Annotated in this window: 20 protein-coding genes; 15 read left to right on the forward strand and 5 right to left on the reverse strand. The window is 59.3% G+C overall.

The annotated features are described in order from the left end of the window. Positions 1 to 2: 2 nt before the first annotated feature. On the forward strand, positions 3 to 668 hold the full coding sequence (locus tag ABK249_RS31930; protein ID WP_348864807.1) for a NapC/NirT family cytochrome c: 666 nt from the start codon (positions 3 to 5) through the stop codon (positions 666 to 668). Between the two features lie 87 nt (positions 669 to 755). Here ABK249_RS31930 and ABK249_RS31935 read toward each other — a convergent pair whose 3' ends face one another. From ABK249_RS31935 to ABK249_RS31945, 3 genes are all read right to left on the reverse strand, one after another. Next, the gene (locus tag ABK249_RS31935; RefSeq protein ID WP_037145476.1) at positions 756 to 1,127 is read right to left on the reverse strand and encodes a response regulator transcription factor; all 372 of its coding nucleotides are present in this window, start codon (positions 1,125 to 1,127) and stop codon (positions 756 to 758) included. Positions 1,128 to 1,218: 91 nt separating this feature from the next. Continuing rightward, positions 1,219 to 1,860, reverse strand: a complete 642-nt coding sequence (locus tag ABK249_RS31940; protein ID WP_037145478.1) for a response regulator transcription factor — start codon at positions 1,858 to 1,860, stop codon at positions 1,219 to 1,221. Further along, positions 1,853 to 3,463, reverse strand: coding sequence for a sensor histidine kinase (locus ABK249_RS31945; protein WP_348864808.1), 1,611 nt, complete (start codon positions 3,461 to 3,463; stop codon positions 1,853 to 1,855). Before ABK249_RS31945 ends, ABK249_RS31940 begins: the two co-directional genes overlap by 8 nt. A gap of 342 nt (positions 3,464 to 3,805) precedes the next feature. On the opposite strand from ABK249_RS31945, the gene ABK249_RS31950 reads away from it, so the two are divergent. Together ABK249_RS31950 and ABK249_RS31955 are read left to right on the forward strand one after the other, a co-directional pair. Next, the gene (locus ABK249_RS31950; RefSeq protein ID WP_348864809.1) at positions 3,806 to 4,324 is read left to right on the forward strand and encodes a Dps family protein; all 519 of its coding nucleotides are present in this window, start codon (positions 3,806 to 3,808) and stop codon (positions 4,322 to 4,324) included. Positions 4,325 to 4,392: 68 nt separating this feature from the next. Further along, positions 4,393 to 5,364, forward strand: a complete 972-nt coding sequence (locus ABK249_RS31955) for an alpha/beta fold hydrolase (protein WP_348864810.1) — start codon at positions 4,393 to 4,395, stop codon at positions 5,362 to 5,364. A 124-nt stretch (positions 5,365 to 5,488) separates the two neighbouring features. Here the strand turns inward: ABK249_RS31955 and ABK249_RS31960 are convergent, their stop codons facing one another. Continuing rightward, entirely contained in the window at positions 5,489 to 6,388 is a 900-nt protein-coding gene (locus ABK249_RS31960) for a LysR family transcriptional regulator (RefSeq protein WP_348864811.1), read from the reverse strand. 120 nt (positions 6,389 to 6,508) lie between these two features. Here ABK249_RS31960 and ABK249_RS31965 point away from each other — a divergent pair, with 120 nt between their 5' ends. From ABK249_RS31965 to ABK249_RS31990, 6 genes are all read left to right on the forward strand, one after another. Beyond that, positions 6,509 to 7,441 (forward strand): VOC family protein, encoded by a 933-nt coding sequence (locus ABK249_RS31965; RefSeq protein WP_227705817.1) that lies wholly within the window; start codon positions 6,509 to 6,511, stop codon positions 7,439 to 7,441. A 135-nt stretch (positions 7,442 to 7,576) separates the two neighbouring features. Next, on the forward strand, positions 7,577 to 8,266 hold the full coding sequence (locus ABK249_RS31970; RefSeq protein ID WP_037145487.1) for a hydrolase: 690 nt from the start codon (positions 7,577 to 7,579) through the stop codon (positions 8,264 to 8,266). Positions 8,267 to 8,332: 66 nt separating this feature from the next. Further along, complete coding sequence (locus ABK249_RS31975) at positions 8,333 to 8,620, forward strand: XapX domain-containing protein (protein ID WP_037145489.1); 288 nt, start codon at positions 8,333 to 8,335, stop codon at positions 8,618 to 8,620. Beyond that, a complete protein-coding gene (locus ABK249_RS31980) occupies positions 8,620 to 10,602 on the forward strand; it encodes an amidohydrolase (RefSeq protein ID WP_227705818.1) in 1,983 nt (660 codons plus the stop codon). Before ABK249_RS31975 ends, ABK249_RS31980 begins: the two co-directional genes overlap by 1 nt. A 205-nt stretch (positions 10,603 to 10,807) precedes the next feature. Then, a complete protein-coding gene (locus ABK249_RS31985; RefSeq protein WP_227705819.1) occupies positions 10,808 to 11,251 on the forward strand; it encodes a DoxX family protein in 444 nt (147 codons plus the stop codon). Then, positions 11,248 to 12,846, forward strand: coding sequence for an MFS transporter (locus ABK249_RS31990; protein WP_348864812.1), 1,599 nt, complete (start codon positions 11,248 to 11,250; stop codon positions 12,844 to 12,846). Before ABK249_RS31985 ends, ABK249_RS31990 begins: the two co-directional genes overlap by 4 nt. 324 nt (positions 12,847 to 13,170) lie before the next feature. On the opposite strand, the gene ABK249_RS31995 is transcribed toward ABK249_RS31990, so the two are convergent. After that, positions 13,171 to 13,962: a hypothetical protein gene (locus tag ABK249_RS31995; RefSeq protein ID WP_415926498.1), complete on the reverse strand. Its 792-nt coding sequence runs from the start codon at positions 13,960 to 13,962 to the stop codon at positions 13,171 to 13,173. Between the two features lie 348 nt (positions 13,963 to 14,310). Here ABK249_RS31995 and ABK249_RS32000 point away from each other — a divergent pair, with 348 nt between their 5' ends. The 6 genes from ABK249_RS32000 (at position 14,311) to ABK249_RS32025 (ending at position 19,885) form a co-directional block, all read left to right on the forward strand. Next, complete coding sequence (locus ABK249_RS32000) at positions 14,311 to 15,045, forward strand: DUF2092 domain-containing protein (protein WP_280114079.1); 735 nt, start codon at positions 14,311 to 14,313, stop codon at positions 15,043 to 15,045. After that, complete coding sequence (locus ABK249_RS32005; RefSeq protein WP_348864813.1) at positions 15,042 to 15,368, forward strand: hypothetical protein; 327 nt, start codon at positions 15,042 to 15,044, stop codon at positions 15,366 to 15,368. The genes ABK249_RS32000 and ABK249_RS32005 overlap by 4 nt, the downstream gene beginning before the upstream one ends. A gap of 280 nt (positions 15,369 to 15,648) precedes the next feature. After that, positions 15,649 to 17,595, forward strand: a complete 1,947-nt coding sequence (locus ABK249_RS32010; protein ID WP_348864814.1) for a DUF3604 domain-containing protein — start codon at positions 15,649 to 15,651, stop codon at positions 17,593 to 17,595. Positions 17,596 to 17,739: 144 nt separating this feature from the next. Next, positions 17,740 to 18,051, forward strand: coding sequence for a hypothetical protein (locus ABK249_RS32015; protein WP_152601003.1), 312 nt, complete (start codon positions 17,740 to 17,742; stop codon positions 18,049 to 18,051). Next, complete coding sequence (locus ABK249_RS32020; RefSeq protein ID WP_348864815.1) at positions 18,045 to 18,899, forward strand: peptidylprolyl isomerase; 855 nt, start codon at positions 18,045 to 18,047, stop codon at positions 18,897 to 18,899. Before ABK249_RS32015 ends, ABK249_RS32020 begins: the two co-directional genes overlap by 7 nt. After that, positions 18,896 to 19,885 carry a HupE/UreJ family protein gene (locus ABK249_RS32025; RefSeq protein ID WP_348864816.1) on the forward strand — a complete coding sequence of 330 codons (990 nt, stop codon included), beginning with the start codon at positions 18,896 to 18,898 and terminating at the stop codon, positions 19,883 to 19,885. Before ABK249_RS32020 ends, ABK249_RS32025 begins: the two co-directional genes overlap by 4 nt. The last annotated feature ends 17 nt before the right edge of the window (positions 19,886 to 19,902 follow it).

The following is a 19,902-nucleotide window of genomic DNA, read 5'->3' on the forward strand; positions in this document are numbered from 1 at the left end:
AGATCCTCAGCACGCCGGCGGGCACTCTGAGCCTTGCCTTCCTGACGCTTGGCGGTTTCGTCGGCGGGGTGATCTTCTGGGGCGCGTTCAATACCGCGCTGGAGCTGACCAATACGGAGAAGTTCTGTACCGGATGTCACGAGATGCAGGCGAACGTCTACGAGGAACTGACCCGGACGATCCATTTCTCCAACCGATCCGGCGTGCGCGCCTCCTGTCCCGATTGCCATGTGCCGCACGAGTGGACCGACAAGATCGCCCGCAAGATGCAGGCTTCCAAGGAGGTCTGGGGCAAGATCTTCGGCACCATCAACACGCGCCAGAAATTCCTCGACGAACGTCTGCGGCTTGCGCAGCACGAATGGGCGCGGCTGAAGGCCAACGACAGCCTCGAGTGCCGCAACTGCCATTCTTCGATAGCCATGGACCTTTCGAAGCAGACCGAACGCGCCGCGGATATCCACACGCGATATCTCCTGAGCGGGAGGGCGACCTGCATAGACTGCCACAAAGGCATCGCTCACGAATTGCCGAACATGCAAGGCGTCAACCCGGGATGGCAGATGCCAAAGGAACTGGAAGGCGAAGTCCTTCCCAGCGCTTCCGCGGTGGATGACCTGCGGCGGGCGATGGATCAAGCTCACTCCGGCCTGGCAAGCATTGAATGAGTGAAAAGGGCCTGGTTCGTCTGCGCTCTGAGTGCCGAGCGGACCCCCTTTCAAATTGGATACCTGTTAAGAAGCGACGGCGTATCTTCAGTGCTTCAGCGCCTGTTCCAGACACCGCACCAACTGGTCGAAGTCGACTGGCTTGCCGAGAAAGGCAAAAGCGCCGCCGTCAATCGCAGCCGCCCGCGTTCGTTCGTCGCGGTAGGACGTCATGAAAATCATCGGCGGCTTGGGCGCATTCTGCGAATTCAGCACCGCCTGCAATTCGATGCCGCTCAGGCCTGGCATTTTGACATCCACGAGCATGCAATCGATCGCCGCGCGATCATCATCGGCGAGGAAAGCTTCCGCCGAGCTAAACAGTCGGCTCCTGTAGCCGCATGACAAAACGAGATCGTCAAGGGCTTCGCGGATCGACTGATCGTCGTCAACGATTGCTATGACTGGTTTTCTGGACAATTTTTTGGGCCTTGCGACATCAATTCAACTGCCCATCGTATACGACTTACAGAAAGGGCCTTGTACCATACAAGTGTCTAGGTTTCTGAATTCAAAGCCCCAGCAACTCGGCCTTGCGCACCAGATCCGCCACCGAGCGCGCCTCCATCTTGCGCATCACATTGCCGCGATGCAGCTTGACCGTGATCTCGCTGATGCCAAGGTTGAAGGCGATCTGTTTGTTCATCAGGCCCTTGACCACGGCCGCCATGACTTCATGTTCGCGGGGCGTCAATGTACTGGCCAGCTTGGCGACAGCATCATTGGCCGCAGATTGCAGGCGGACTTCCCGATCCTTCTGGAACGCCGCCGCAACGGCATCGAGAATGTCCTGGTCCCGGAACGGTTTGGCGAGGAAATCGACCGCGCCGGCTTTCATCGCGCGCACGCTCATCGGTATGTCGCCATGGCCGGTCATGAAGATGATCGGCATCTGGTTACCGAGCTTTTCCAGATGAAGCTGGAAATCCAGGCCATTGGCGCCAGGCAATCTCACATCGAGCAATATACAGCCCGGTCGTTTGAGATCGGCATTGTCGAGCAGGTCCTGCGCGCTTTCAAAGGATGTCGCATCCGTGCGCGTCGAGAGGAAAAGATCGACCAGCGCTTCGCGTATCGAGGGGTCGTCATCAACGATGTAAACGACGGGTGTGTTGTTTGCCGGGGCTTTTGCAGACTTCTTTGCGTCATTCATCGAGGGCCTCGATCGGTACGATCATTTCGAACAGCGCGCCGCCTTCGGCGTGATTGCTGGCGGTCAGGGTGCCGCCACGGGCTTCCAGCATACTGCGGCAGATGGCAAGGCCCATGCCGAGGCCGGTGTCCTTGGTGGTGTGAAACGGCCTGAACAATTTCGCGACGATGTCCGCGCTGAGGCCAGGGCCGCTGTCATGAATGCGCACTGCCACACTTTCCGCAGCAGCCGGTTCGATGGAGACCGAAATCCGCCGCAGCTCGTCCGGCGTCTCGCCCATGGCCTGGATGGCATTCGTGATAAGGTTGATCAACACTTGTTGCAGTTCGATCCGGACGGCACTGACGGGAGATATGTTGGATGCCGCGCGGGTCTCGAACATGATCCGGTTCCTGGCAAGCTCGCCCTCCATCAGCGCACGCGTCTCGGTGACCAGATCGACCAGCGACACCGGCTCACGAACCGGCGTCCGCTTGCCGAGCATGGACCGCGTGCTCTGGATGATGTCGCTGGCGCGCTGGCTGTCGCGCGCGATGCGTTCGGCCGAGCGGGCAACAGCCTCGAGATCCGGCGGGTCACGATCGAGCCAGCGCAACAGGGTCTGGGCGTTGACCACCAGCGCAGCGAGCGGCTGGTTGAGTTCGTGGGCGAGTGACGCCGACAGCGCGCCGACGGTTGCCGCGCGCGATGCCAAAGCCAGTTCCGCCTGAGCCTCGAACAGTGCCTTCTGGGCCAGTTCGCGCTCGGTAACGTCGAGCATGCCGACGATAACGCGGTTGAAATTGGCGGGGTCTTCCGGGAAGCCGACCGTCAGCAGCACATGCTTGTGGGCGCCATCGCTGGTGATGATGCTGCCCTTGCCCTCAAAATGTGTTTCATTGTTAAAAATTGCCACGATGAGGTCAAGAAAGGTCGCATCATTCTGGGCGATGAAGCGGCGCATCGAACTGGCATTTTCGCCTCTCACATTGCCGAGCAGTTCGAGTGCCGCCGCGTTGGCGGCGACTGTCGGGATGCGGGCGATACATTGCTCGAGAAAATCGGGATTCTCCCGGGCATGAGCGCCGAGGTCTTCGACGCCATCGGCCTTGAGCGCCATCAGCATGGCCCGGACCTGCGAATAGTCGCGCTCCCAGAGAGCGACGCGGCTCTGCTCGAAAATCGTTCGGTAGCGTTCTTCGCTGCTCTGCAGGGCCATGTTAAATTTTATCAGGTCCAGGCGGGCGCGCTGATTGCGGATGATCAATGCGCAGGTGATCAGCATCGCGGCGACCGCCACTGTCAGACGCAGTGTTGCGGCGAGGTCGGCTTGCAGCCCATGGGCAACTGCATAGGAGAATGCTGCCAGGCCGATGCACATCGCCGTCAGCAGCAGCGTTCCCTTTTCCGTCAGGGTTTCTGCCGACAGAAGCAACGTGATGACATAGAGGGTCGCCAGCGCGCTATGGATGTCGGTGAAAGTGTCGAGATAGAAAACCGTCGCTGTAAGGACAACAGCGAACGAAAGAATGCCGATCTCATGGCGTGCCGGCAGACGCCGTTTCGGGTTCACAAGAGCGAGCGATCGCAATGCTTTCCCCCACTTGGATTTCAATGGCACCATCAAGCCATTCCGGTCGATAAAAAGCAAACGCAATGTCGAATATTGCCATGCAAACTCAATCTCATACGTCCTTAAAAGAAAGGCCATCCCAGGTGGCTGGGATGGCCTTAACCGGATCGCGACATCCGAGGTTCAGGGGAGGGGATGCCTGAACCGTCAGGGCCATGGTGCCCAGCCTGTCTTCTTGGGAGGGGATCGAAGACGCATCATGTGTAGCTTCAGCGGTCGCCTGGCGAAACTATACCAAGGTGTGGGTTCGCCTAGCCAAGCATTGGATACTGTGGTCTGGCGTCGTCGTCTAAAAAGTCTCCAACAGCCTGCACACCCCCAATGGAGACAGTCATGGACCGCACGCTTACTGAGAAACACCGCGAGTCACCGCTCGCAACGCCGACAACTCTGAGCTCTAATGCAACAACGGATATCGCCGGTGCATTGACCGCGCTGCTGGCGGATGTCTTTGCGCTCTATCTCAAAACCAAGAATTTTCATTGGCATATGAGTGGGCCGCATTTCCGCGACTATCACCTGATGCTCGATGAGCAGGGTGAGCAGATCTTTGCGATGACCGACGACGTCGCCGAGCGGGCTCGCAAGATCGGCGGCACGACGATCCGTTCGATCGGTCATATTTCCCGGGTACAGCGACTCCTCGACAATGATGCTCCCTTCGTCACGCCCAAGGACATGTTGGCTGAACTTCGCAATGACAATCTCATGCTGGTCTCGCTGCTGAAGGAGACACACGAACTTTGCGATGAACATGGCGACATCGCCACAGCGAGCCTGATTGAAAACTGGGTGGACGAGGCCGAGCGCCGCGCCTGGTTCCTGTTCGAAAGCACTCGCGACGCCAATTGACCTCTTCGAGCCTTTCAAGGAGCCGCGCCGGCCAGCATCGAGCCGGATCGAGAGTATCGGACAGACCGATGACATATGAATTTTCTCTCTCCCGCCGGCAGGCCCTGCTGACCGGCACCACCCTTTCTCTGGCTTTGGCCATGCCAGCCCTGGCTTCGGAAAAGAAGACCTCCCCCAACCCAGAAGGAATTGAACCCATGACCCATAATTTCGTGACCACCAAGGACGGCGTTGAAATCTTTTACAAGGACTGGGGTCCGAAGGACGCGCAGCCGATCGTTTTTCACCATGGCTGGCCCCTGTCGTCCGACGACTGGGATGCCCAGATGCTGTTCTTCGTCAACCAGGGCTACCGTGTCGTGGCCCATGACCGCCGCGGCCATGGCCGCTCGGCCCAGGTCAGCGACGGTCATGACATGGACCACTACGCCGCTGATGCGGCAGCCGTTTTCGAGCATCTCGACCTTCGCAATGCCGTGCATATCGGCCATTCGACCGGCGGCGGCGAGGTTGCGCGCTATGTCGCCCGGCATGGCCAGCCGCAGGGGCGCGTTGCCAAGGCGGTTCTTGTCAGCGCCGTTCCGCCCCTGATGCTGAAGACGGCTGCCAATCCTGACGGCACACCGATCGAAGTGTTCAATGGTTTTCGCGCAGCACTCGCCACCAATCGTGCCCAGTTCTACATCGATGTTGCCGCCGGCCCGTTCTATGGCTTCAACCGGGAGGGCGCAAAGATCTCGCAAGGGGTGATCAACAACTGGTGGCGCCAGGGCATGATGGGCAGCGCCAAGGCCCATTATGAGGGGATCAAGGCCTTCTCTGAGACCGACCAGACCGAAGACCTGAAGGCGATTACCGTCCCCACGCTGGTGACCCAGGGTGATGACGACCAGGTCGTGCCTTACAAGGCAGCCGTGGAGCTTCAAGCCAAGCTCATCAAGAACAGCACTCTGAAAATCTACAAGGGTTTTCCGCACGGGATGCTGACCACGCACGCCGACGTGATCAATCCGGACCTGTTGGCCTTCGTCAAAGCATGACGCAAAGGTCTGGCCGCGGCGGAATACCGCCGCGGCCATCTCGAACCGCCAGCCGCCAGCGCGCTACCGCATCGGACGTGGTGCTGGCGAGCGTTCGGTCCGCCGGCTTAGCGCATGCGATTGCTCAGCCGAGCATCACCATATGAGCCGCGACCTGCTCCTCGAAGAATTTCGAAAACGAGGCGATACGGGGCGGTAGTGCCTGATAGGGTGGATAGTAAAGCGTCAGCCACAGATCCGGCGGCGCCCAGCCGCGCATCACGTGGACCAGCCGTCCCGTTCTCAAATGTTCCGCGATGTGAAATCCCGGCAGCATGGCAACACCGGCGCCATCGGCGGCCATGTCAGCAAGAATTTCGCCATTGTTGGCGCTGAACGCCCGACCGGCCGAGATTGTCATACTCGATCCACCATCCGACAGCACCCAGTTTTCCCGGCGGCTCTCGCAGCTATAGGCAAGGCAATCGTCGGGTGTCAGCTCGCTCGGATGCTGCATATCGACGAACCGGCTTCCAGGTGCCGCGACGAGAATGCGCGGCACGACGCGGATCTTTCGCCAGATCGTGAATTTGTCCGATGGTTGGGACGAGATGCGGATTGCCAGATCGTAATCGTCATCAACGATGTTTACGAACCCGTCTGACAGCGAGATCTCGAAGCTCATCTTCGGATAAAGCTGCCGAAAGCCGGAAAGGATTGGCGGCAGCACTGCCTTGCCGAACCAGGTCGGAGCGCTGATCCGCAGACGGCCCTGGTCGGCCTTATGGGCATTGCGGACGTCCTTGCGGGCGGTTTCAAGTGCCTCGACCGCCGGCTGGATCTGCGCGGCAAAAACAGCCCCATCGGTCGTCAGCGATACCTGGCGCGTCGTGCGAACGAACAGCTGGACACCAAGATCGTCCTCCAGGGCTGCGATTGCTCTCGTCACGGCGGCCGGGGTCATGTCGAGTTCGCGGGCGACCTGCGCAAAATTGCGCTTCTCGGCGGCCAGCAAAAAGGTTTTCAGGACTTTATAGTCGTTCATATCGATTATTGCAAAAATGGAAATTCATTCGACAGGAATATTGCAATTCCGCGACGCAATCAATCCGGTTACTCCTTTGTCCAACGAAACGGAGATCGGCAGCGCAGAAAGGCACGGGCCATGATCAAGGACATCAAGGGACTGCATCACATCACTTCGATGGCGTCAGATGCACAGCAGAACAACAGGTTCTTCACCGATACTCTCGGCCTTCGGCGGGTGAAGAAAACCGTCAACTTCGACGAGCCGAGCGTCTACCATCTCTATTATGGTGACGAAAAGGGCACGCCCGGCACCGTCATGACCTATTTCCCCTTTCCCAACATGATGCCGGGTCGCCCGGGCGTCGGCGAAGTCGGCGAAACCCAGTTTTCCGTTCCCAAAGGGTCGCTTTCTTTCTGGAGCGAGCGCTTTGCCGCCCAAGGCGTCGGCGGGGTCGAGGCAGATACCGTGTTCGGCGCCAATCGCCTGCGCTTCATCGGTCCTGATGGTGATGGTTTCGCTCTCGTTGAGACCGCTGATGACACCCGACCGGCCTGGGTCGGGGAGGGTATTTCGGAAGAGGTTGCCATTCGCGGCTTCACGGGTGCCCGCTTCAACCTGCACGATACGGCTGCGACCGAAGAACTTCTTCGCTTCATGGGCTATGCACGAACTGAGGCCGAGGGCAACGTCACCCGCTTCATTATTCCCGGAGGCAACGGGGCAGACAGGATCGACCTTGCCGCGCTTCCGAACACGCCGTTTGCCCGCCAGGGTGCCGGCTCTGTCCACCATATCGCTTTCGCCGTCGAAACCCGCGAGAAGCAACTCGAGGTGAGGAAGGCGCTGATGGATACCGGTTACCAGGTGACCCCGGTCATCGATCGCGATTATTTCTGGGCAATCTACTTCCGCACGCCGGGCGGCATCCTGTTCGAGATCGCCACCAACGAACCCGGTTTCGACCGGGACGAGGATACCGCGCATCTTGGCGAGGCACTCAAGCTGCCGAGCCGCTACGAAAGTTTCCGCGCTCAGATCGAAGCTAGCCTCGTTCCGATTGCGGCGTAAGATCGAGGTTTCGAACCTCATCAAGACAGAACTTTACCTTTCGACACGGCTGCCTGGCGCAGGCAGCCGACCGCCGAAGGCATCTCAAATCCAACCGCCGCTGATCGGCACCACACATCAAAAAGGAGAACCACAATGTCGAAGCTCGAAGTCCTCACCCCGGCCAACAGCCAGCTCATCTTCATCGACCAGCAGCCGCAGATGGCTTTTGGTGTTCAGTCGATCGACCGCCAGACGTTGAAGAACAACGTCGTCGGCCTCGCCAAGGCCGCCAGGATCTTCAACGTTCCGACGACGATCACCACGGTCGAGACCGAAAGCTTCTCCGGTAACACCTTTCCGGAACTGCTGGCGGTCTACCCGGAGAACGACATTCTCGAACGTACCTCGATGAACTCCTGGGACGACCAGAACGTCCGCGATGCGCTGGCGAAGAATGCCGCTGACGGCCGTAAGAAGATCGTCGTTTCTGGCCTGTGGACGGAAGTCTGCAATACGACCTTCGCGCTTTCCGCTCTCCACGATGTCCCGGATTACGAAATCTACATGGTCGCCGACGCTTCAGGCGGCACCTCGCTCGACGCCCACAAATACGCGATGGATCGCATGGTGCAGGCCGGCGTCATCCCTGTCACCTGGCAGCAGGTCCTGCTCGAATGGCAGCGCGACTGGGCCCGCAAGGAAACCTACGATGCCGTTACCACCTTGGTGAAGGAGCATTCGGGCGCCTACGGCATGGGCATCGATTACGCCTACACCATGGTTCACGGCGCGGAAGAACGCGTCAAGCACGGCAAGCGCATCGGCCCGAACCCCGCCAAATAAGGACCCGAGCAGACCGCTCCGATAATCCCGTCGGAGCGGTCTTTCCGTAATCGTGGAGGATATCCCATGAAAGTCTATTTCTTCTCTCTCGGTGCAGGCCTGCTTGTCGGCATCGTCTATAGCCTCTTAAACGTCCGCTCGCCTGCACCACCGGTCATCGCTCTCGTGGGTCTCCTCGGCATTCTCGTTGGCGAGCAGATCCTCCCGCTTGCAAAGACGCTCTGGAGCAAGGAGCCCGCCGCCGTCTCGTGGCTCCACCAGATCAAGCCGCACATGTTTGGTCACCTTCCCAAGGGTCGCGACCGTATTGATGTTGCTCACCGCGCGGATGCCCGGGTAGAGGAGCGGAGCTGATGGCGACACGTCGAACTTTTCTCGGAGGGGCGTCGAGTTTGGCGTTTTCGAACCTCTTCTCAACGGCGAAAGCCGCCGATCCCAACCAGACTGGAGTAGACACCATGCATCCCGACCTGATCCTGCACAACGGCCGCTTCACGACCCTTGACCGCACGAACCCGAACGCGACCGCGGTCGCCATCAAGGACGGACTGTTTCTGGAGGTCGGCTCCGATAGCGAGATCATGGCTCTAGCCGGATCCGACACGAAGATTGTTGACCTCAAAGGCAAGCGTGTCCTGCCCGGCCTGATCGACAACCACACCCACGTCGTCCGTGGCGGCCTGAACTACAATATGGAACTCCGCTGGGACGGCGTACGCTCGCTTGCCGATGCCATGGATATGCTCAAACGCCAGGTGGCGAATACGCCCGCGCCGCAATGGGTGCGCGTCGTCGGCGGTTTTAGCGAACACCAGTTCGTCGAAAAACGCCTGCCGACCGTCGAGGAGATTAATGCGATCGCGCCAGATACGCCGGTCTTTCTCCTGCATCTCTACGACCGCGCACTTTTAAACGGCGCTGCTCTGAGAGCCGTCGGATATACCCGCGACACACCGAATCCGCCGGGCGGCGAGATCACCCGTGATGCCAACGGGAATCCGACGGGCATGCTGCTGGCAAAGCCGAATGCTGGCATCCTCTATTCGACGCTTGCCAAGGGACCCAAGCTACCCTTTGACTATCAGGTCAATTCCACCCGACACTTCATGCGTGAACTCAACCGGTTGGGTGTGACCGGCGTCATCGATGCCGGCGGCGGTTTCCAGAACTATCCGGACGATTACGAGGTGATCCGGAAGCTCGCTGACGACGGTCAGATGACGGTTCGGCTTGCCTACAACCTTTTTACCCAGAAGCCCAAGCAGGAGAAAGAGGACTTCCTCAACTGGACGAGCTCGGTCAAATACAAGCAGGGCACCGACTATTTCCGGCATAATGGCGCCGGTGAGATGCTGGTCTTTTCCGCGGCCGACTTCGAGGACTTCCGTCAGCCGCGTCCCGACATGCCGCCGGAGATGGAAGGCGAGCTGGAAGAAGTCGTCCGCGTGCTTGCCGAAAACCGCTGGCCCTGGCGCCTGCATGCCACCTATGACGAGACCATCTCCCGCGCCCTCCACGTCTTCGAGAAGGTCAACAAGGACATTCCGCTCGAAGGACTGAACTGGTTCTTCGACCATGCTGAAACCATCTCCGAGCGTTCGATCGATCGTATTGCGGCGCTTGGCGGCGGTATCGCCACCCAGCATCGCATGGCCTATCAGGGCGAATATTTCGTCGAGCGTTATGGCCATGGCGTGGCGGAAGCGACACCCCCGATCGCGCGTATGCTGGAGAAGGGCGTGAAGGTCTCCGCCGGCACCGATGCGACCCGCGTCGCCTCCTACAATCCGTGGGTGTCGCTGTCGTGGATGATCACCGGCAAGACCGTCGGCGGCATGCAGCTCTACCCGCGCGCCAATTGCCTCGACCGCGAGACGGCGCTCAGGATGTGGACGGAAAAGGTCACCTGGTTCTCCAACGAGGAAGGCAAGAAGGGCCGTATCGAAAAGGGCCAGTTCGCTGACCTGATCGTGCCGGATAAGGACTTCTTCTCCTGCGCCGAGGACGAGATCTCCTTCCTGACTTCGGAACTCACCATGGTCGGCGGCCGGATCGTTTATGGTGCCGGCGACTTCAAGGCGCTCGACGAGAACGACCTGCCGCCTGCCATGCCGGACTGGTCGCCGGTGCGCAAGTTCGGCGGATATGCGGCCTGGGGCGAGCCGGAAGGCGCTGGCCGCAATTCGCTGCGCCGGACTGCCATCGCGTCGTGCAGTTGCGCCAGCAATTGCGGCGTTCATGGTCACGATCATGCCGGCGCCTGGACGTCCAAGCTGCCGATCGCGGACCTCAAGGGCTTCTTCGGCGCACTCGGCTGCTCATGCTGGGCAGTTTGAGTTCGGCTGGTCATTAACGACGACACCGGATGGGCAGCGTCTATCAGTCCCCATCCGGTTTCACGCCTACATCCTATCTATTGCGAAAAGCGCAATTAAATCAAAACAATTGATGCAATTGTTGGCGTGAATGGTTCCCGCCAATATCGCTCCATCAGAAAACGCAGCGCCGCCCTTACAGCGGCCAAGATTGTCGGAGCCAACAATGACTGATCAGTGTCCTTCCACAGCGCGCCGCAAGACATTTCTTGCAGAAATCGTCGCGGCGCCCGTCACTCGGACTGCAGCACTTCTTGCACTCTGCGCCGCCTACATCCAAGGGCCGCTCACCAAGATCTTCGATTTCAACGGAGCACTGGCCGAGATGGAGCATTTCGGCCTTCATCCGGCAGCCGCATTTGCTGTTGTTGTCATCGTATTTGAGCTCACGGCCTCCGCGATGGTGGTCTCCGGCTTCCTGCGCTGGGTTGGCGCTCTGGGGCTCGCTGGTTTCACTCTCCTGGCGACGCTCATTGCCCTTCGTTTCTGGGAGCTTCCGCCCGGCATGGACCGCATGATGGCGACCAACGCTTTCTTTGAACATCTGGGCCTCGCCGGTGCATTCGTCATTGTTGCCGCAATCGATCTAACGAAGGGAGAAGGCAAATGAGCACCGCAAAAACGCCAGCGAGCAGCTTCGCTCCCCTTGCGCAGCCGGTCTTCGCAGTCCTCTGGGCCGCCACGGTTCTCGGCAATACCGGCAGTTTCATGCGCGATGTCGCGAGCGCGTGGCTGATGACGGACCTGTCCGCTTCGCCGGCAGCCGTCGCCATGGTTCAGGCTGCAGGGACGCTGCCGATCTTCCTGCTCGCCATCCCGGCCGGGGTGCTGACCGATATCCTCGATCGCCGCAAATTCCTGATCGCGGTCCAGCTTCTGCTTGCGTCCGTCAGCATCAGTCTGATGGTTCTGGCGCATACGGGAATGCTTTCCGTCAGCGCCCTGATTGGACTGACTTTCCTCGGGGGCATCGGCGCTGCACTGATGGGGCCGACCTGGCAGGCAATCGTGCCTGAACTGGTCAAACGCGAGGATGTCAAAAGCGCCGTCGCACTCAACTCGCTCGGCATCAACATCGCCCGATCGATCGGCCCGGCGGCTGGTGGTTTACTACTTGCTGCCTTCGGCGCGGCCCTCACCTACGGCGCGGACGTTGCCAGCTATATCGTCGTTATTGCGGCGCTGATCTGGTGGCCGCGTGCCAAGAACGCCAACGATGCACTCGCAGAAGGCTTCTTCGGGGCCTTCCGGGCCGGCCTTCGCTACACCCGGGCCAGCCGTCCGCTGCATGTCGTCCTGCTGCGTGCTGCCATCTTCTTCGCGTTTGCGAGTGCTGTCTGGGCACTCCTGCCACTCGTCGCGCGTCAATTGCTCGGCGGAGATGCGAGCTTCTATGGCATCCTGCTTGGTTCGGTCGGGGCAGGGGCTATCGGCGGTGCATTGGTCATGCCGAAGCTGCGTGAACGTTTCGATGCAGATGGTTTGCTTCTGGGTGCGGCTGTCGTCACCGCCCTTGTAATGGGAGCCTTGTCGTTTGCCCCGCCAAAATGGTTTGCCATTGTCGTCTTGCTGTTCCTCGGCGGCGCCTGGATTACCGCGCTGACTACACTCAACGGTACAGCTCAGGCTGTGTTGCCAAACTGGGTGCGCGGCCGTGGTCTTGCCGTCTACCTGACTGTTTTCAATGGCGCGATGACGGCCGGCAGCATCGGCTGGGGCGCCGTCGGCGAAGCGGCAGGCGTACCGGGTACCTTGCTGATCGGCGCCGCCGGGTTGCTCGCCGCAGGTTTCATCATGCATCGCCTGAAACTGCCTGCAGGCGACGCGGATATGGTACCGTCAAATCATTGGCCCGAGCCGCTCGTGGCAGAACCGGTGGCCCATGACCGCGGCCCGGTCCTGATACTCATCGAGTACCGTGTCGAAAAGCATCACCGCACCGCTTTCCTGCATGCATTAGACGAACTCTCCCAGGAACGTCGGCGCGACGGAGCGTATGGCTGGGGCGTGACCGAGGACTCTGCTGATCCGGAAAGAATGGTCGAATGGTTCATGGTGGAATCTTGGGCGGAGCATCTTCGTCAGCACAAACGGGTCTCCAATGCAGATGCAGACCTGCAAGGCAAGGTACTGGCCTATCATACAGGCCCGGAGAAGCCGGTGGTTAGGCACTTCCTGACGATCAACAGGCCCGGCAAAGCTTGATCGAAGACCGCAATCCGCAGCACGGAGAGGGGCGCAAATGCCCCTCGGGCCAGGCAAAGCAAGCCAGGCCCTTGTTGGTCGACCGAAGGCCAACAGTTCGCTTGATCGCTCTACTGTTGTTTCATTCCCCCGCGATGGCGGCTCTCGCTACACTATGGTTCCTCCATACCAGCCAGACGAGGGCGAGTGCCAGATCCTTCGGCGCGCGCGCCTCGTTGAGACGGCGCGGCAAATACGTCCTCTGCAGCCTGACGAACGAGGCGGAGGTGGTGGGGCTCATCAAGACGCTGGGGCGCAACTTGCCGGCCTCCTGCTGGAATTGCCCTAGAACCGCAAGGCGAGGCTCAAGATGGGGCCCTGCTGGACGACGTCGAAAACGAACCCGTCATCGCTATAGTCCACACCTGCCGCCCGATATCCGGCGATCACCGAGAGTCTCTCGTTGAAATTGTAGCCGAGGGCCAATGCGACGTCCCAATCGAGATCGGCTCCGCCCCCTCCAACAAGGCCCCAGCCGGTTATGTAGACTTCTGGCGTTATCGAATAGCGTCCGCGAATGCCGGCCAGTCCATCCACCCAGGTTGCGCTATCACTGCGCTCCACGCCGTCAAGGAGGCCGCCACTAAACGAAATCGTGGTATCGACGGACCATACCTTGATACCGGCCACAATGTCGAGATAACCGGATGAATCCGCCAGAACGGAATAACCCGCGCCCACCAATCCGGTAAACATCTCCGTCGCAACCTCGACGTCCGAAGCCAATATGCCCAACGGAGTTGACGCCCCCACAGAGAGCGTCGCGTATTCGATATCTCCAATAATGCTGAAGCGATCGTATCGCGCTTCACCCGCCGCCATGGCGGCGAAATCAAGATGATCGAGGATGTCGCCAAAATCGGCGTCGATATGAACGCTTGGCAGGCTGAACTGTGCAGTGTCGCCGGAAATACTCGTGCCCCAGAAATAAGGTGCGAAAGTGAACGTCCAGCCATCCTGCGCCTCGACCATGTTGGGATCCTGCGCCAGGAGCGGCGTGACGTCGGCCGCTCGGCCCGCCGTGCCAGCCATCAGATAGCAAGCGAGAGATATTCCGAATACAAAGTAGTTTGGCAAGCTTATCTCCTTTGTTCGCGGTGATCTCCCCGGGTAAGCTACTTATCTTAATTGCGAAGCGCGAATGTTTAAATACTAATGATGATTTTTGTCGGTATCAATTGATTTTTACACGAAAAAACAGCTAATTTGCGTATAATACATCAAGATGAACCTGTATGATACATTGCGATATCGCCGATAAATTTGTAGGGAATTGGTGCCGCGATTTTTCTGGGAAAGAATAGCCGCATAGAAAAGCCTGTTTCAGGCGAGGAAGTCATGAGGGACACCCGGATATGTTGCGGTCGTTCGAATGGGCGAAACCATGCAAGGCCTCATCTTCTTGTTCTTGCAACGTTGCTTGCCTTGGGGCTGTCCTGTTCCCAGGCGTCGAGCCAAAGCGCGATCGACGAGGATGCCGACAGACTGTTGCGCGCGATGTCGTCTTATCTCAGCGGGTTGAAGACGCTGAGCTTCGACTACGATACCGACCAGGAGATCATTGATCGATGGGGGCAGAAGCTGCAGTACAGCGCCTCGGGTGCGGTGATGGCATCGCGGCCCGACAAGCTGCATGTAACGCGGAAAGGTCCTTATGCCGACGTTGAAGCAACGCTGAATGGAAAGCTCATTTTTCTCTACGGCCGCGGGCTCAACATATTCGCCCAGATGGAAAATCCAGGAACGACCATCGATACGGGACTTGAGGAATTCCGCATGTCGACAGGCCTGGACGCCGCGGGTGCCGATCTGCTGTCGGCTGATCCCTACGCAGTCCTCACCGAAACAGTCGATGAAGGAAACTTCGTCGGCACGGCTTTTGTTGGTGGCGTGGAATGCGACCATCTCGCTTTCCGCACGGAAATAGTCGATTGGCAGATCTGGATACGCAAAGGCGAGCAGCCGGTGCCGGTCAAATATGTGATCACCTCCAAATGGGTGACCGGAGCGCCGCAATACTCGGTGCGGCTGACCAACTGGAATGTCGAGCCCAAACTCGACGAGTCGATATTCACGTTCTCTCCGCCCGCTGGTGCGAAGAAAATCGAGCAGATCGGTTCCGATGTCATCGGCGATATCACTCTGGAGGATGCGCAATGAAATCGGTAGGTCGGTGCCTGTCGGTGGCAACACTCATCTGCGGCCTGGTGACGGCGGATTACTGGACGAACGGCGCCGTAATCCCAGCGGATTTCGTGGTCTCCGATGCACAGGCGAGAGTGGGCAGGCCGGCCACGCCCGGCAGCGTTGCGGGCGTGGCGCGCCGAACAACACGTCGCGTCGTGCGTCGCTCCACCATCTATGTTGCGACGCTGCCAAGAGGTTGCTCAAACGTCGTTATCAACGGCGTTTCCATGTGGTCTTGCGGTGGAGCGTACTATCAATCCTATGGTGGGCGTTATGTCGTCGTCTATGTCGACTGATGCGGGATGGTTTGCGCGAAACCAAGAGATCGAGCGTCTCCTCGACGCTGTTTCGAAAGGAAGCGTTCCCGGCTTTCGCGTTGACGGCAGGAAAAGCAGTTTCGGAAGTCTGCTGTGCAGCATTTTCACTTTCCGGACGGTTTTCTATGAATTTACTTTATAAAAATAGATCGTTTTATCTAAATAATAGTATTGTGAGGAAACAATATTCGACTAGGTGATTTAATCACGATTATTTTATGATAAAATTACTAAGTCCTGTGTGGCAATGGAGGAAGACATGGTGGAAATATCAACGATCAGGGTTCTCTTGACCGCTGTCGCGTGCTCCTGTCTTGGCCTGCCCGCTCTTGCGGTGGATGCCCGCAGCGACGTCGGCACCCTCGATCAGGCGAAGGCGGAGAAGGTCTTCCCCGACAAAAGGCCTTACTCACCCTATGCCGATCGCAGTTTCCCGACCCGCCCCCTGTTCGGAGATACCCATCTGCACACGGCTGCATCCTTCGACGCTGGCGCATTCGGCGCGCGATTGACGCCGCGCGATGCCTATCGCTTTGCGCGAGGTGAGCAGATCATTGCATCTGGCGGAGAGCCGGCCAGGCTGTCGCGGCCGCTCGACTTCCTGGTTGTAGCTGACCATTCCGACAATATGGGCATGTTTCCGGACCTGTTTGCCGGCAAGGCCGAGGTGCTTTCCGATCCGCAGGCCAAGACCTGGTACGATATGATCAAATCCGGGCGGGGAGGAGAGGCTGCACTGCAGATCATCATGAGTTTCAGCGCCGGGACGCTGCCGAAGAGCATGATCTATGGTCCCGAAACGCGGCCCTACAAGTCGGCATGGCAGGATACGGTCAAGGCGGCGGAAGAATACAACGATCCAGGCCGGTTCACGGCCCTCATTGGTTATGAGTGGACTTCGAACACGGGCGGCAACAACCTGCACCGCAATGTGATCTTGCGCGACAATGGCGATAAGGCCGAGCAGATCGTGCCTTACACGACGATGAAACCGCTCGGCAGCGACAACCCGCGCGACCTCTGGAAATGGATGCAGGCCTATGAGGACAAAACGGGAGGGAGCGTGCTCGCCATTGCCCATAACGGCAACCTCTCCAACGGCATCATGTTTCCGATGATCGAATCCTTCACCGGCAAGCCGGTGGACAAGGAATATGTGGAAGAGCGCGCAAGGTGGGAGCGCCTCTACGAAGCGACCCAGACAAAGGGCGATGGGGAAACCCATCCCAGGCTTTCCCCCAATGACGAGTTTGCCGATTTCGAGACCTGGGATTTTGGCAATCTGGACGCGAGCGTGGCCAAGAAGCCGGAGATGATCGAGTTCGAATATGCACGGTCGGCGCTTCGGAACGGTCTCAAGCTCGAGGCCGAACTTGGCACCAACCCCTACAAGTTCGGCATGATCGGCAGTTCCGACGCCCATACCGGGCTTGCCGCGATGGAAGAAGACAATTTCTTCGGCAAGACAACGCCGCAGGAACCGAGCCCCGAGCGGCTTACGGCCACTTTCGTCAGTAATCCGCAGACCAATATCAAGGTCATGGATTGGCAGGTGAGTGCCTCCGGCTATGCCGCCGTATGGGCAGCCGACAACACTCGTGAAGCGATCTGGGACGCGATGCAGCGTAAGGAGACCTACGCCACCACCGGGTCGCGCATGATGGTTCGTTTCTTCGGCGGTTTTGATTTCGAGCCGGCAGACGCTTCAAACCGCAATCCGGGCGCCATCGGTTATGGCAAGGGTGTGCCGATGGGAGGCGATCTCGGGCCGGCCCCGGAGAATAAGGCGCCCAGCTTTCTCGTCGCAGCCTTGAAAGACCCCATAGGGGCCAATCTCGACCGGTATCAGATCGTCAAGGGATGGCTTGATGACAAGGGTGAAACCCATGAGCACGTCTATAATGTGGCATGGGGTGGCGACCGCAAACCCGATGCCGACGGCAAGCTGCCATCGGTTGGCAGCACTGTCGACGTCGGGAACGCGACCTGGACCAACACGATCGGTGCACCGGAACTGATTGCGGTCTGGACTGACCCGGATTTCGATCCGACGCAAAAGGCCTTCTATTATGGCCGCGTGATAGAGATTCCGACACCGCGCTGGACTGCCTATGACGCCAAGCGTTTCGGCACGAAACCGCTGGAAGGAACTACGATGACGATGACGGAGCGCGCCTACACGTCGCCCATCTGGTACACGCCCTGAGGGTGAGGTGCTTCTGTGTGGCTTAAGCGGGGAGTGTCGGTATTGCGGATCCTGACAACTCGTTTCGGCGGGGCAAGCGAGCCGCGGTTCCTTGCCGGAGCCTTGCCCGCGGGCGACGCGGTCATACTCGGCCGGCAGGCCCCCATGGGTGCAATTGTTCCGGCGGCAGCTATTGCCGGTCTGGCGATCGGTCTCGATTCCGCCCCGATGGATGCGAGCGACCGGGACGGACTGGTCGCCTTTGCAGGTCTGGCTTGCGGTGTCTTCTGTGTCGCGACGATTGTCATAGGCCTGACGATTGGTCAGACGAAAGAATGGCGACGCATCGGCGTACGTATCGCTGGTTCATGGATTTCCGCCGTTTCAGCCCTGGTGCCTACACTGTCTCTCGTCGCACATGCACCGCATGAAGCATGCGCGATTGCCTCGGTGCGCGGAAGTGCTGCGTCATGGTAAAGCGACTTCTGAAGGAACCGCTCGTTCATTTTTTTCTGATTGCCCTTGCCATCTTCGCGATGCATGGCGTTGTCGGCGACAAGAGTGTGCCGGCGCCGGACGTGATCGTTGTCACGGCCTCGAAGGTCGAGCAGATGGGCTCGGTCTTCACCAAGACCTGGCAGCGGCCGCCGACGGGGCGTGAACTGAAGGGCTTGATCGACGATCATGTCAGGGAAGAGATTCTTGTTCGTGAAGCGCTGGCACTCGGGCTCGACAAGGATGACACGGTCATCCGACGCCGGCTGCGTCAGAAAATGGAATTTCTCGTCATAGACGAAGCCGATGCGCCGGTGCCGACGGATGCGGAACTGAATGTCTATCTGAATGCGCATCCCGGCGCATTCGAGACCGATCCGATGCTGGCTTTCCAGCAGGTCTTCCTCAACCCCGAGCGGCAAGGCGACGCGATTGCCAGGAACGCCGCTTCCACCCTGGAGGCGTTGGCGACGATTCCTTCAACGGATCCGGCTTCGCTCGGCGATGTCACGCAGCTTCCGCCGGTGGTGGAATTGACCGGCAAGACAGCAATCGCCCAGATGTTTGGCGGCGAATTCGCCGAAGCGCTCGACAAAGTGCCCGTGGGCCAATGGATCGGTCCTGTCGCCTCCGGCTTCGGCCTTCACCTGGTTCGGGTGACGGAACGCAAGCCGGGTCGTTTGCCGGCACTCGGCGACGTTCGCGCCGCGGTGATGCGCGAATGGGCGAATGACAGACGCGTCGCGCTCGAAGACCGTCGCTTCGCTGAGGCCCTCAAGCGCTATGACGTGACCATCGAGAACCTTGCCGTAGCGAGGACGGTCCCATGATGCGATTCTGCACCCTGCTGGCAATCCTCTCGCTGGCATTTGTAGCGTCACCGGCGGCTGCTCACGAGATGCGGCCGGCCTATCTCGACATGCGGGAAACCGCACCCGACGAATTCGCCCTGGTCTGGAAAGTGCCGGCGCAGGGCGAGATGCGCCTGGGGCTTTATGTGCGTTTGCCGGACACTTGCAGGGCGAACGCCAAGCCCCGCAGATCGATCGAGGGCGGCGCCTACATCGAGCGCTGGAGCGCTACTTGCGAGGGTGGGCTGAAAGGCAAGGAAATCGCCATCGATGGCCTGCGCTCGACGATGACCGATGCCCTGGCGCGCATCGCCCACCGGGACGGTACGACGGAGATCTCGCGCCTCAAGCCGGAGGCGCCCACCTTCATCGTCGCGGACGCGCAGACCAGCCTCGAGGTGGCGTCGACCTATTTCCGTTTGGGCGTCGATCACATCCTCTCCGGCTTCGACCATCTGCTGTTCGTTTTCGCCCTCTTTCTGCTGATCCGCGATCCCGTGATCCTGATCAAGACGGTAACGGCTTTCACCATCGCCCACAGCATTACGCTGGCCGGAGCGTCACTGGGATATTTCAGTCTGCCGCAGAAGCCGGTGGAAGCGACGATCGCACTCAGCATCGCTTTCGTCGCCAGCGAACTGGTCAAGATGAAGCCGGACAGCAAGCGCCTTTCCGAGAGCTATCCATGGCTGGTCGCTTTCGCTTTCGGACTGCTTCACGGATTTGGATTTGCCGGTGCACTTAAGGAGATCGGCCTGCCGCAATCCGATGTACCGCTCGCCCTTTTGACATTCAATGTGGGGGTAGAGGTGGGCCAGCTATTGTTCCTGACCCTGGCTTTCGTCCTGTTGCGGGCGGTCATCGGCTTGTTCAGCATCTCGTTCGCTTTGCTGCGCACAGCTTCCGGCTATCTGCTCGGCGCGATTTCAACATTCTGGCTGGTGGGGAGGCTGGCCAGCTTCTGACCATGAAATGCGACCGC

The sequence above is a fragment of the Neorhizobium phenanthreniclasticum genome (assembly GCF_040066075.1).
In the GTDB taxonomy this organism is placed as follows: Bacteria; Pseudomonadota; Alphaproteobacteria; order Rhizobiales; family Rhizobiaceae; genus Neorhizobium; species Neorhizobium petrolearium.